Source organism: Bradyrhizobium sp. 172 (assembly GCF_023101065.1).
Lineage (GTDB): Bacteria > Pseudomonadota > Alphaproteobacteria > Rhizobiales > Xanthobacteraceae > Bradyrhizobium > Bradyrhizobium canariense_D.
The window spans coordinates 7,829,409-7,842,825 of the sequence record NZ_CP064701.1 but is presented as its reverse complement, the minus strand read 5'-3'; the positions used below and the strand labels follow the sequence as shown (position 1 = coordinate 7,842,825).

Sequence of the window (13,417 nt, the reverse complement as noted above, 5' to 3'; positions counted from 1 at the left end):
TTCAAGCCACCTGCCGCGTGCGCGCGCTAACGCTCGGAAGCGGGCGCTTGCTGCCATAGGCGACCTGCGCATCCTCGGAAGAAGCGCGGCGGAGCCGGCTCGCCTGGGGCAGATGCTCGGCATTGGCGATGAGCTGGGCGACGAAGCTGGGATCGGGGCGTGGCAGCGGGGCCTTGTGGACCCACTGCAAAACTGGCATCAGCGGCACCAGGGCCGAGCCTGTGCCGTTGTCCGCCACGTCCAGTTGACCAGTACTCAACATCGCAATCACCGTTGACCGGCCTAGATTGTCGCGTTTCGAGACGCTGGCGCCGGTGCGTGTCATGTACTCGCAAGGCCTATGCCGGGTGAGCCGCTTCGGTTCCTGCGAGCGAGGAAACGTGGTTTCCAAATTGTTTATCAACTTTGCCTAGGGTCAATGGCGAATCTGGCTTTATCCTGTGCCGGCTCAGGACTCCCCGCTGTCCCGAAACGAGGCGATTTTGACCCCCGCATTGCCGCAAGCCTCCGACATCCTGGCTGCCCTCGGCCAGGCCGTGTTCGCCTGGGACATCGCCAGCGATGCCATCGTCTGGGGTGAGCAGGTCAGCGCCATCTTTCCCGGAATTCCCGCCGAACGGCTGGCCACCGGCGCCGAATTCGCCAGGCTGATCGAGCCCGCGCAATCAATGCGGACCGCCGCGCTGGCGCAGACCTCAGCCGTGCATGGCGCCGACGGCACGCCCTACCGGGTCGAGTACGGCGTGCGCATGAGCGCCGCCGATCCCATGGTCTGGATCGAGGAGACCGGCCGCTGGTTCGCCGGCCCCGACGGTCGCCCGGTGCGTGCGATCGGCTCCGTCCGCATCAACAATGAACGCCATGCCCGCGACGAGGAACTGACGAAGCTGGCCCGGCTCGATCCGCTGACCGGCGAGCTCAATCGCTCGCATCTGATCGCCGCGCTGGCCGAGGCCATCGAGGAGACGACCCGTTTCCGCTCGACCGCGGCCTTCATGCTGGTCGGCATCGATCATCTCGCGCGTGTCAACGAGGCCTTCGGCTTCGACGTTGCCGACGCCGTGATCCTCGACGTCGCCACGCGCATTCGCGCGCGCTTGCGCGGCGGCGACGTGCTCGGCCGCTTCTCCGGCAACAAGTTCGGCCTGATCCTGAAGAACTGCACCGTCGATGACATGAACGTGGCTGCCGAACGTTTCCTCGCCGGCATTCGCGACGAGGTGGTGCCGACCAAATCCGGACCGGTGTCGGTCACCGCCTCGATCGGCGCGGTCAGCGTGCCGCGCTATGCCCGCAACGCCGATGAAGCCGTCAATCGCGCCCACGAGACCCTGGACACCGCGAAACAACGCCGCGTCGGCTCGTTCGCAGCCTGGCGCCCGGATGCCGCGCGCGACGCCCAGCGCCGCGTCAACATCCGCGTCACCGACGAGATCGTCACCGCACTGAATGAGCGCCGCATCAAGCTTGCCTATGAGCCGGTAGTTGCCGCCCTTTCGCGCGACTGCGCCTTTCACGAATGCCTGGTGCGGATGGACCAGGGCGACGGCCAGGTGCTGCTCGCGCCCGACATCGTGCCGGTTGCGGAACGCCTCGGCCTGATCCGCCTGGTCGATCACCGGGTGCTCGAGCTCGTGGTCGCCGAGCTCGCGGCCGCGCCGGACATCTGCCTCAGCCTCAACATCTCGCCCGACACCACCATGGATCCGGATTGGTGGGCGGGAATCGAATCGCTGATGCGTGCCCATCCCGGCGTTGCCGAGCGGCTGATCGTCGAGATCACCGAAACCGTCGCGATCCAGGACATCGACGATGTGCGCGGCTTCGTCACCCGGCTGAAGAATTTCGGCAGCCGCATCGCCATCGACGATTTCGGCGCCGGCTACACCTCGTTCCGCAATCTGCGCAAGCTGGGCGTGGACATCGTGAAGATCGACGGTGCCTTCGTGCAGAACATCACCCGTTCCGCCGACGACCGCGCCTTCGTGCAGACCCTGATCGACCTCGCCCGCCGCCTCGACATCAAGACGGTGGCCGAATGGGTGCAGGACGAAGAAGCTGCGAACATGCTGCGCGACTGGGGCTGCGACTACATCCAGGGCCGCCTGATCGGGCTCGCCTCAGCCGACCGCCCCTGGGGCGCGCCGCCGGATAACGTGCTGCCCGCGGCAGGCTGAGACACCTGCCAATCCCTCACGCGCCCTCATCCAGCGCCACGAGCTCGCGCTTCTTACGCAGCGCGGGTAATAGCGGCGCCATCAGCAGCACCAGCGCGAGCGCAAGACACGCTGCCGAGATCGGCCGCTGCACGAAGGTCCAGAGGTCGCCCTGCGACAGGATCAGCGACTTGCGCAGATTGTTCTCCATCATCGGTCCCAGCACGAACGCCAGCACCAGCGGCGCGGGCTCGAAGCCGAGCTTGCGCATGAAATAGCCGATGATCCCGAACGCGATCATCACGTAGACGTCGAACACATTGTTGCTCGAGCAGTAAACGCCCAGGATCGTGAACAGGATAATCAGCGGGAACAGGATGTTGTAGGGCAACTTGAGCAGCTGCACCCACATGCCGATCAGCGGCAGATTGAGGATCAGCAGCATGACGTTGCCGATATACATGCTGGCGACGATGCCCCAGAACAGGCCGGGGTTTTGCGTGATCAGTAGCGGCCCCGGTTGCAGGCCGTGGATGACGAAGGCGCCGAGCAGCAGTGCCATCACCACATTCGGCGGGATGCCCAAGGTCATCAGCGGAATGAACGCGCCGCCGGCCGCCGCGTTGTTGGCGGATTCGGGACCCGCTACGCCCTCGATTGCGCCATGGCCGAAGCGCTCCGGCGTCTTCGACAGCCGCTTCTCCAGCGCATAGGACGCGAACGAGGCCACCACCGCGCCGCCGCCCGGGAGAATGCCGAGCAGCAAGCCAAGTAACGTGCCGCGCGCCACCGGGCCGGCGCTCGCCTGCCAATCGGCCTTGTTGGGCAGCAGCTGCGTGATTTTGGCGTTGATGATGTCGCGTTTGATCACCTGCTCGGTATTGAGCAGCACCTCGGCGACGCCGAACAGGCCCATCACGACGGGGACCAGTCCTATGCCGTCGATCAGCTCCATGCGGCCGAATGTCAGCCGCGGCTGCGCGGTGATGCTGTCGAGCCCGATCAGTCCGAGCACGACGCCGATACATGCCATCAGAAGCGCTTTCGGCATCGATCCCTGCGTGAGGAAGGTGAGCACGACGAGGCCGAGCACCATCAGGCTGAAATATTCGGCAGGGCCGAACGCGATGGCGATGTTGGCGAGCCGAGGCGCCAGCAGCATCAGTGCAACGAGTGAAAATGTGCCGGCGATGAACGAGCCGAAGGCTGAGATGCCCAGCGCGGGGCCGGCACGACCCTGCTTCGCCATCTGGTGGCCGTCAATACAGGTCACGACGGAAGCCGCCTCGCCGGGAATGTTGACCAGGATTGAGGTCGTCGAGCCGCCATACATCGAGCCGTAATAGATTCCCGCCATCATGATGATGCCGGATTCCGGCGTTCCTGACAGTGTCACCGGAAGCAACAGAGACATCGCCGAGATCGGCCCGATGCCCGGCAGCACGCCGACCAGCGTGCCGATGAAGACGCCGATGAAGCAGTAGAGCAGGTTGATCGGCAGGAGAGCGACGCCAAACCCATGCGCGACGTTGAGAAGCGTATCCATGCGATCAGCCGATCCCGAATAGGCCGGAGGGTAACTGGATCAGCAGCAGTCGCTTGAGCATCCACCACATGCCGAGCGGTGCCAGAGCGGCGATCGGCATCGCCAATGTCCACCGCAAGGGATCGATCAAGCGCAACAAAAGCAGCATGAGCGGGATCGATGACAGCAGGAATCCCAGCGGCTCAAGGGCAAAGGAAAACGCGGTAAGGCAGACGATGACGAGTAACGGCTTGCTCCAGCTCACGTTCTGCCAGCGCGAAGCCAGCGTTGGTCCGCCCTCGGTGATGGCCGAGATGATAATGCTGGCCGCGAACACGCACATCAGGATGCCCGTGTAGAAAAGCACGTAGCCGGAGCCAGGGTCGTTGATGGTGCCGAGCTTGAGCTTTAAGCCTTGCCAGATCACGAAGCCGCCGAGTGCGAGCCCGATCAACCCACCCCAGAGTTCGGAGTTGTTGAGGCGGAGTTTGACGGTGGTTTGGTCGTTCATCAATACCTCTCGGCCGTGCCGGGACGCTATGCGGCGCGAAGCGGTGCGCTGCAGATCCGGGATCGATAGATGCGTGGCAAAGGTAGATCCCGGCTCTGTGGTGCAGCGCTGGAGAAGCGCTGCACCACGCCCGGAACACGAAAGTGGCTCAATACTACTTCTTCGCAAGCCCGAGCGTATCGATCACCTTGCGCTCCGATTCCGTAACCTCGACGACGAACTTCTTGTAGTCCTCGGTATTCTTGTAGCTCGGCACCATGTCGTATTTGGCGAGCGTGGCAATCACTGCGGGATCCTCGACTGCCTTCTTGAAGGCGTCGTGCAGCTTAGCGACGATCTTGGGATCCATGCCCTTGGGGCCGGCGATGCCGAACGGGGAATCATAGACCATGGGATAGCCGAGTTCCTTCAGCGTCGGCGCGTCAGGATAGTTCGGTGATCGCGCGCCGGTCCACACCATGAGAAGCTTCAGCTTTCCGGCGTCGACCAAGGGTCGCCAACCTGTGGAGTCGGCCTGCAGCATGGTGTGCTGGCCGAGTACCGCGGCGTTGGTCTCTGCCCCGCCCTTGAACGGCACCTGCGTGAGCTTGATGCCGGACATCGCGGCGATCTGCTCCATGCCGATATGAAGCGAGGTGCCGGTGCCGGGCGTCGCGTAGGTCACCTTGCCCGGATTTGCCTTCGCGAACTCGACCACGTCTTTCCAGGACTTGAATTGCGACTCCGCGCTGGTGGTTACGCCAAAGGTGTAGCCGGTGAGATGTATGATGTAGGTAAAATCCTTTGCCGGATCCCACGAGACCTCCTGCATCAGGGGCAGGCGGAAGACGGTGATCGGAAGCTGTGAGATGGTGTAGCCGTCCGGCTTCGCAGCCGCGGCCATGGTGGCTGGTCCAACCGTGCCGCCGCCACCGGCTTTGTTGTCGATCACGATGGGCTGCCCCAGGACCTTGGACGCGCTGTCGGCGATCGCGCGCATCGAGATGTCGGTCGATCCGCCGGCCGGCCATGGAACGATCAGCGTTACCGGTTTGATGGGATAATCCTGTGCACCCGCGGCGGTTGCGAGCAGCGCGCTCACGACGGCATGCATGGCGGCAATGGCAAAGGTCTTCAGCCCGTATCGAGACATCGAAACTCCTCCCTCGCGGTGGCCTCGTTCGGGCCGCCGTTTCTCATTGTTATGACGGGATTGTCCCCGAAATCATGGGAGAAGAAAAGCGCATTGCGCGGGCGCGATACGGTGATCTCGCCGAAAAGCGCACGTGCGACAATTGGTCGTTTGGAGGCGTACCGAGATACGGAATTGGCTTCGGCTGAGCCCTTACGCCACGCGGCGGACTGCGCTCAGCGTCTCGATCATGCGTCCGACTTCCGCGGCCGGGCAGGGCTTGCCGAAATAATATCCCTGAACGGCGGTGCAGCCGCATTCGCGAACGAAGTCGAGTTGTTCAATCGTCTCCACGCCTTCCGCCGTGGTCTCGACGCCGAGCACCGAGCCGAGGCTGGCGATGGTGCGGACGATCGCCACACTCTCCGGACTTTCGCCGAGCGTGCCGACAAAGGAGCGGTCGATCTTGATGCGGTCGAACGGAAACTTGCGCAAATAGCTCAGCGAAGAATAACCGACGCCGAAATCGTCGAGGCTGACGCGCACTCCCAACGCGCGGAGCTGGTGCAGGATCTCGATCGTGGCCTCGCTGTCGTCGAGCAGAGCCGTCTCGGTGACCTCGAGCTCGAGCCGATGCGGCGGCAAGCCGGCCTCCGCAAGCGCGCTCGTCACCATCGTCACCAGCCCGCGCGAGCGGAATTGCACCGGGGACAGGTTCACCGCGACCGTGAGATCGGGCCAGGTCGCGGCGGTCGCGCAGGCTGTGCGCAGCACCCACTCTCCGATCGGAACGATCAGCCCGTTCTCTTCCGCAATCGGAATGAATTCGGCCGGCGGGACGAGGCCGCGCGAGGGATGTTTCCAGCGCAGCAGCGCCTCGAAGCCGGTAAGTTCGGTGGTGTCGAGCCGCACCTGCGGTTGGAACGCCAGGTGGAATTCACGGGCCTCCAGCGCGCCGCGCAGATCGTGCTCGAGCGCGTGCCGGCTGCGCGCCTCTTCCTCCATTTTGGGCTCGAACAGCTGATAGGCGCCGCGCCCCTTGGCCTTGGCCTGGTACAGCGCGAGGTCGGCGCATTTCATCAGCTCGTCGGCATCGAGCCCGTGATCGGGAGCGATTGCGATGCCGACGGAGACGCCGACATGGATCGACTGGTTCTCCAGCGGCGGCGGGTGACCGATGATCTCCACCAGGCGGCGTGCGAGCCTTTCCGCCGATTGCGGCTGCGGTCCGCGCTGGAGAACCGCGAACTCGTCGCCACCGAGCCGCGCGACGGTGTCGTGCTCGCCGACATTCTCCTGCAGCCGCGCCGCGACCCAGCGCAACAGCCGGTCGCCGGCCGCGTGTCCGAGGCGGTCGTTGACGGTCTTGAAATTATCGAGGTCGAAGCACAGCACGGCCATCGCGCCACCTGCGATTGCGACCTGGTTCAGCCCCTCGCCCATCTTCTCGCGGAACAGCGTGCGGTTGGGCAGGTCGGTGAGCGAATCGTGCCGCGCCATATGCGCAACGCGGGCCTGGGCCTTGTGGCGCTCGGTAACGTCCTCATAGGTGACGACCCAGCCGCCATGCTCCATTCGCTTGTGATTGAGCTTGATGATGCGGCCGTCGCCCAAATAGCGGTGCAGTGTGTGCTCGCCCTCGCGCAGCCTCTCGACATAGTCGGCATAGAGCCGCGCGGCGGTGGTGTTTGGATGGATGCCGAGCTCGCAGCTGTGCTCCATGATCTCGCGCATCGACACACCCGGCTTCACCAATTCGGGCGACAGTCCGTACATCTCGATGTAGCGCCGATTGCAGACGATGACGCGCAAGCTCGAATCGAGCATGCACAGGCCCTGGCTCATGTTGTTCAGGGCCGCGTCGAACCGCCGATACTGCTCGCTCAACTGCTCGACTGCGTGCTCGCGCTCGGTGATGTCCTCGTAGGTGGCCACAAAACCACCCTCGGCCAGGGCGCAATAGCGCACCGAGATCGTGGTGCCGTTCGACATCCGTCGGCGTATCGGCGAGGAGTTGCGGTCGGCGATCCTTGCGCTGGCGGCCTCCAGGAGGTGTCGCGGGCTATACTCGGAAGAGAACGCGCCGTTTGCCATCGAGCGTTCGATCAGTTCGCCGAGATGCGTGCCCGGCTTGGCTTCCTCCGGCGAGAGCCGATAGATCTTCCGGTAGGTGGTGTTGCAGACGCGCAGGCGCATCTCGCTGTCGTAGAAGGCGAGTCCGTGCGCCATGTTCTCCAACGCCGCATCGAGCATGAAGTTCTGGTGCCTCAGCATCTCCTCGTATTGCAGCCGCTCGGTGACGTCTTCGTGCACCGTCACCCAGCCGCCGTCGGGCAGAAAACGGGAAACCACCTGCACCATCCTTCCGTCATAGCGCATCACCAGCAGGGTTTTCTCCTTCCTGGTGCGCACGTCCTCCAGCCTGGTGTCGTGGAATTCCTCGCCCGGCATGCCCGGCAGGTTGCCGCGCGACATCCAATGCTCGATGACCGTACAATGCGAGACGCCCGGCTTCACGATTTCCGGGTCGAGGTTATAGAGATTCAGGAAACGTTCGTTGCAGACGACGACGCGGCTGTCGGCATCGTACATGATCAAGCCGTGCGCCATGTTGGCGAGCGCGTGCTGGCTGCGCTCGGTCTGCACGCGCAGCTCCGCCTCGAGCCGGGCGAGGCGGCTGACGTCGTCGCAGATCGTCATCCAGCCGCCGCCGGGAAGCGGCTTCAGCTCGAGCGCCATGACGAGGCCGCTCGCGAGTGTCTGTTGAGTCCGGAACGGCTGGCCGGCTGCGATCCGCGCCAGGCGCGCGGCATAGAGTGCGTCGACTTCCCCCGCGGGGATGTTGCCGAGGGCCACACTGTGGGCGAGCACGTCGCGGTAGCTCGTGCCGACCCGCACGATTTCGGCCGACATGTTGAACAGGCTGAGATAGCGCTGATTGACCAGCACGATCCGGTTGCCGGCATCGTAGACGCAGACACCCTGTTCCATGTGGTCGAGTGCAAGCTGGCTCAGCCCGACCAGGGCCTTCGGGCCCTGCTCGCGGCGTGCATCAAGCTCGTTGTCGCGGATCGACGTCATGGGGCGGCGGGGTCTCGGCGGGCAATAGACTTAACGCAGGGCAATTCAGCCGCCGAGGCTAGCGAACAGGCGGGAAAATTCCCTTAAGCGCCGTAGTTTACGGAGGGTGACCGTGATGCAGAGATGCTGCCAATGTGGAGGGGGGTGCAAGGTAGCGTCGCGCCGGTCGGCCTGCGCAATTGCGCCTTAGGCCCGGATGGACATCGAATGTCTGGTCCAAACGGGCCTACGGCCCGTACAGCACGAGTTCCGTATCCGTGAGATCGGCGAGCTGCGGCCGGTGCGGGCCCTTGAAATATTTGCGGCCGCGACGCTCGGTGTAGATGCCGACGAGGCCGGGAACGGAGCCGTTGGAATCGACGGCGACCGCGATCTTGCCGAGCCGCAGCAGCAGCCGGCCGATGCGGCCCGCGCATTCGGTGTACTCGGCCGCGTTGCGGCAGTAGATCAGCTTCATCGCGGGCGGCGCAATGATGCCACGGCGGATGCGCACCGGTTGCAGGATGAAGGGGAACGCTCCCTTCGGCGTGCGGCAGACGAGGCTGAGGCAATTGTAGCGCGCATGCCGCGTCAAGAGCTCGGTCTCGGCATCGGAAAGCCCGTCGATCGTTTTGGCGTGCTGCGAGATGACCTCGATCTTGCTCCAGCGTGGGACGCGCGCCAGCGCAGGCACGGAGAAGAATATACCCCTGCAATAGGCGCGAAAGCCCTGCGTCTCGATAATCGGCCAGGTCCACGGCGCCGGGCTGATGTTGAGATAGGTGACGTCCTTGTGCCGCTGCGCGATCTTGGTCAGGAGCGGGGCGTAGTTGCGGTAGGCCGGATCGACGTACCAGCTCGACAAATTGCACTGGATGGCGGTCTCATCGCCGTCCCTCCGCGCCGTGTAGATCAGCAGCAGCACGCCGACCGGCGTGCCGTCATTGTCGAGCATGTAGCCGAAGCGCGGGTAGCCATCCGGTACCGGTCGGAAGGCTTGCCGGCGCAGGCCTTGGATCCAATAGCCGCGCGAGCGCCCGACGAAGCCGCGCGTCAGCAAGTCCGCGACCGCATCGACGTCGGACTCGGTGATCTCGCGGCATCGGACCTTGGTGTGGATCACGCTCGTCTTTCCCGTGGAAATGACCGGCCTCGTTCCGTTAGCGCCAGCCTTCGCCGTGGGCATCGGCCGCGATCTGCGGCTGCAGGCCCATGATCTCCCGCACCTTGGCGGGCCAGGCGGAAGGGTCGGTGCCGTGGGTGTGGAACATGGCGACCGCCAGCCGGTCCATGCCGAAAGCGACGCAGCCGGTGTGGGCCGGCTCGCCATTGGCGTCCTTGATGTCCCACGTCGTGCCGAAATGCTCGCGGTGATAATTGAAGCTCATGCAGGCGGTCGGCTGCTCTTCCGAGCGCAGCGGGATCAGCAGTTCGAACTTGAGCTGCTGCTGCTTCTGGCTCACGGCCTTCATCTGACCGACGCGGCCGAAGAACGGATCGCTGGCATAGTCGACGCGGAAGGTGAGACCGAGATCGGTCGCAATCGCCTGCGCGCGCACCATCCAGCGCTCGCGGAAATCGGCCACGTCATCGGGGCTTCCGATGCAGACATATTCCCGCATCCGGAACGATTGCAGCCGGTCGAGATGTTTTGACGGTTCACGGCGGAAGCAGTCGGCGGCGACGTCGAAGCGCAGGCCACCCTTCGGCAACTGGCCGCGGCTCGCCGCGATCGGATAGACGGGATAGCAGGCCGCCGGCGACAGCACGAGGTCTGCCGGCGAGAGCGAGCTGGTCCAGTCACCGCCGGCGTCGAAGCGGCTTACCGCGGCGTTGATCTCGCGCTCGGTGCCGTGCAGGCTGCAGACGCAGCCGAGCAGGTTCGGAAAGCTCTTCAGGTAGCCGGACTTCTCAAGCTGAGATCGGCTCATCACCGGCGGGAAGCGCATCACCTCAGTGCCGGCCTCGCGATGGCTCGTGATCAGCGCGGCGAGCCGCTCGACGATGCCCTCATAAAGCGCGGTGCGGGCGTAGACGCCGTCCGAGCCCATCGGATGAAAGAGCTTATCGGCGAGATGATCGAGCGGATCCGCGATCTGCGGCGCGGTCTCAGGCGAGTTGGGGAGAACAGCAATGTTCATTGTCGGCTTCCTGCTATCTGAAATTATTCTTATTGAACGAAGGCACGTCGGTCTCGAAAGCTCGTCAGTCCCGAAGGCTTGTCGGCACGCCGCTCATCAGGGTCGATGTTGCGGCATTGGCCAGAATGCGGTCGTTGTTGATCATGATCGGCGACGACAGCACGTCGCGCAGGTGGCGGCCCATCGTGAACTCGCCGTCATTGCGGTAGCCGGAAAGGCCTGCGGTGCGCATCGCATGCATCACGGTCTCGACCGCGAGCTCCGAGGCCTGCACCTTCAGAAGCGTGATCGAAGACTGGAAGTCGAGCGAGCCGAGCGCGCGTTCATCGTGCTCGGCGAGAGCAAAGGCGTCGATATTGGCCGATATCAGCGCCCGCAGCTTGGCCAGCGACATCTTGGCGGCGGTGAAATGTGCGGCTGCCGGAGGCATCTGTCCGCCCGAGGTGCGGGCCGCCTTGCGGACGAAGGCCTGCGCACGGGTAACGGCGGCTGCAGCGATACCAGCCCAGGCCGAGGACCAGCACAGATGCGCGAACGGCGTCATGGTCTGGGCGTGGATCTTGTCGTAGGATTCCGGGAAGACGCGGTCGGTGGGGCAGTCGACCTTCAGCTCGAAACCGGTCGAGCAGGTGCCGCGCATGCCGAGCGTTTCCCAGCCCAGCGTCCGCTTCAGCGAATAATCGTCCCTGGCGAGCGCCAACAGCACCTGGTCGGACGCAGAAGCGTCTGTGGCGCGGCGGGCGATGGTCACGAGGCCGTCGGCCTCGGCACCGTAGGAGATCACGGTGGCGTCGCGCAGCAGCGAGACAGTGTCGCCGGCGACGTCGACGGCGGCGGCGCTAGCGCGGATGTTGCCGCCGTTCTGACCTTCGGTGGTGGAGGAGGCGAGCAGCCACTGGTCGCGTGCGACCCGGCGCATCATGGTTTCCATCCAGGGGATGCCGTGGCCGTGCCTGACGACGCAGGCGACCTTCGTGGTGTGCATGGCGTAGATCATCGCCGTGGAGGCGCAGGCGCGTCCGAGCGTGTAGCAGACGTCGGTGGCGTCGTGGATCGAGGCACCGAAGCCGCCGAACTCGGCCGGGATCATGACGCCGAGCAGCTTCTGCTCACGCGCAACCTCGAAAGCCTTGTGGGGGAAGCGGGCATCGCGATCGACCCCGTCTGCGTCGGCAGCCGCCACGGTGGCGGTGCGGGCGGCGCGCTCAATGAGAGAGGGACCATGCTCGAGAAAGCTCGTCTGCGTCTCGTCGACAGTGAGGACTGCTTCACGCACGTTCATATCGTCCGCCTCCGGTTTGCCGTTCAGGATCGCCGGCATCATTCGCGATGCCGCTTGAGCGATTCCTTCGACCATCTTTGCTTATGAGATGAGGCTACGGATTTAATTCAAATTCGTCGATGAAATAGAGGGTAAACAAAGCCCAATTCCGAACGAACAGTTAAGTTCGGGTTGTTTGCCTCGTCCGGATTTCCGCGATCGCGTTAGGGATCTGTAAGAAGCCGGAAATCCAACAATCTGAGTCATCGTTTACTAAGAAACGCGAAGTAATGGTGGCGTCCATTGCGGGATCGGCCCGCCGTGCCCATCGTAGCCGGCAACCGGTCCGACCTTTGTCGACAGATGGGAATTTACCGATGCAGGCTTTCGATACCGAGTTGCGCAATCGCATCATCAAGCTGGTGAAGGGCATCCTCGCGCAGAACTCGCTCTCCGCTGAGGTCACGCCGCAGGCCAAGCTCGTCGACGTCGGCCTGACCTCGATGGACATGGTCAATCTGATGCTCGGCGTCGAAGCCGAATTCGACTTCACGATTCCCCAGGTCGAGATCACACCGGAGAACTTCCAGTCCGTCGAGACGCTGGAGCGCATGGTCGCGACCCAGCTGCGGTCGGCGGCCGCGGCATAGCCGGGAGTGCTGGCGCGCGTTCTCCTGACGGCACCTCTTGACCCCATCACCCGTTCCAAAACCGACGTAAAACTGGCATAGCTTCTCCACGGAATCGCGATGGCGCGAACGGGGTGGAGCAGGCATGACGCAGGCGGTATTGGGCATCATCGGCGGCTCCGGCATCTACGATCTGCCGGGGCTGGAGGACGCTCGCGAAGAGGTGATCAGGAGTCCCTGGGGTGAACCGTCGGCACCCCTGCGGCGCGGCTCGATTGCCGGCCTGCCGATCGTGTTCCTGCCGCGCCACGACAAGGGCCACCGGCTGTCGCCCTCCGACATCAATTATCGCGCCAATATCGACGTCCTCAAGCGCGCAGGGGTCACAGACCTGATCTCGCTGTCGGCCTGCGGCTCGTTCAGGGAGGAACTGCCGCCGGGAACCTTCGTTCTCGTCGACCAGTTCGTCGATCGTACCCACAAACGCGAGAGCTCGTTCTTCGGGAGGGGATGCGTCGCGCATGTGTCGATGGCGCACCCGGTCTCGCCGCGGCTGCGTATCCACCTTGCCACGGCGGCCGAAGCCGAGGGCATCGCGTTTGCGCGCGGCGGCACCTATGTCTGCATGGAGGGACCGCAATTCTCGACCTATGCGGAAAGCATGACCTACAAGACGCTTGGCTATTCCGTAATCGGCATGACCAACATGCCCGAGGCGAAACTCGCGCGTGAGGCGGAGCTTTGCTACGCCACCGTCGCGATGGTGACGGATTTCGATTGCTGGCATCCTGATCACGACGCCGTCACCGTGCAGGACATCATCCGCGTTCTGAGCTCGAACGCCGACAAGGCAAAAGCGCTGGTGGCGCGGCTGGCGAAAGACTTCCCGCGCGAGCATGAGCCGTGCCCGATCGGCTCGGACCGCGCGCTCGATACCGCGCTGATCACCGCGCCCGAGGCGCGCGATCCCGAGCTCTTGAAGAAGCTCGACGCGGTGGCCGGGCGCATCCTGCGAACGTGATA

11 protein-coding genes are annotated in these 13,417 nt (G+C 64.1%); 3 read left to right on the top strand and 8 right to left on the bottom strand.

What is annotated here, in order from left to right:
- Position 1 precedes the first annotated feature (1 nt).
- The gene (locus tag IVB07_RS37110; protein ID WP_026233054.1) at positions 2 to 262 is read right to left on the bottom strand and encodes a hypothetical protein; all 261 of its coding nucleotides are present in this window, start codon (positions 260 to 262) and stop codon (positions 2 to 4) included.
- Between the two features lie 220 nt (positions 263 to 482).
- On the opposite strand from IVB07_RS37110, the gene IVB07_RS37105 reads away from it, so the two are divergent.
- On the top strand, positions 483 to 2,177 hold the full coding sequence (locus tag IVB07_RS37105; RefSeq protein ID WP_026233055.1) for a bifunctional diguanylate cyclase/phosphodiesterase: 1,695 nt from the start codon (positions 483 to 485) through the stop codon (positions 2,175 to 2,177).
- A 16-nt stretch (positions 2,178 to 2,193) separates the two neighbouring features.
- Here IVB07_RS37105 and IVB07_RS37100 read toward each other — a convergent pair whose 3' ends face one another.
- The 7 genes from IVB07_RS37100 to IVB07_RS37070 form a co-directional block, all read right to left on the bottom strand.
- Positions 2,194 to 3,702: a tripartite tricarboxylate transporter permease gene (locus IVB07_RS37100; RefSeq protein ID WP_247364267.1), complete on the bottom strand. Its 1,509-nt coding sequence runs from the start codon at positions 3,700 to 3,702 to the stop codon at positions 2,194 to 2,196.
- 4 nt (positions 3,703 to 3,706) lie between these two features.
- Positions 3,707 to 4,192: a tripartite tricarboxylate transporter TctB family protein gene (locus IVB07_RS37095; protein ID WP_085349786.1), complete on the bottom strand. Its 486-nt coding sequence runs from the start codon at positions 4,190 to 4,192 to the stop codon at positions 3,707 to 3,709.
- Between the two features lie 154 nt (positions 4,193 to 4,346).
- Entirely contained in the window at positions 4,347 to 5,324 is a 978-nt protein-coding gene (locus IVB07_RS37090; RefSeq protein WP_247364266.1) for a tripartite tricarboxylate transporter substrate binding protein, read from the bottom strand.
- Between the two features lie 192 nt (positions 5,325 to 5,516).
- Positions 5,517 to 8,384: a PAS-domain containing protein gene (locus tag IVB07_RS37085; RefSeq protein ID WP_018455929.1), complete on the bottom strand. Its 2,868-nt coding sequence runs from the start codon at positions 8,382 to 8,384 to the stop codon at positions 5,517 to 5,519.
- Between the two features lie 226 nt (positions 8,385 to 8,610).
- Positions 8,611 to 9,486, bottom strand: coding sequence for a hypothetical protein (locus tag IVB07_RS37080; protein WP_026233056.1), 876 nt, complete (start codon positions 9,484 to 9,486; stop codon positions 8,611 to 8,613).
- A gap of 37 nt (positions 9,487 to 9,523) precedes the next feature.
- Entirely contained in the window at positions 9,524 to 10,504 is a 981-nt protein-coding gene (locus tag IVB07_RS37075) for an amino acid--[acyl-carrier-protein] ligase (protein WP_018455931.1), read from the bottom strand.
- 64 nt (positions 10,505 to 10,568) lie between these two features.
- Positions 10,569 to 11,786: an acyl-CoA dehydrogenase family protein gene (locus IVB07_RS37070; protein WP_026233057.1), complete on the bottom strand. Its 1,218-nt coding sequence runs from the start codon at positions 11,784 to 11,786 to the stop codon at positions 10,569 to 10,571.
- A gap of 356 nt (positions 11,787 to 12,142) precedes the next feature.
- Here IVB07_RS37070 and IVB07_RS37065 point away from each other — a divergent pair, with 356 nt between their 5' ends.
- Complete coding sequence (locus tag IVB07_RS37065; RefSeq protein ID WP_018455933.1) at positions 12,143 to 12,415, top strand: phosphopantetheine-binding protein; 273 nt, start codon at positions 12,143 to 12,145, stop codon at positions 12,413 to 12,415.
- A gap of 124 nt (positions 12,416 to 12,539) precedes the next feature.
- On the top strand, positions 12,540 to 13,415 hold the full coding sequence (locus tag IVB07_RS37060; RefSeq protein WP_018455934.1) for an S-methyl-5'-thioadenosine phosphorylase: 876 nt from the start codon (positions 12,540 to 12,542) through the stop codon (positions 13,413 to 13,415).
- Positions 13,416 to 13,417 lie beyond the last annotated feature (2 nt).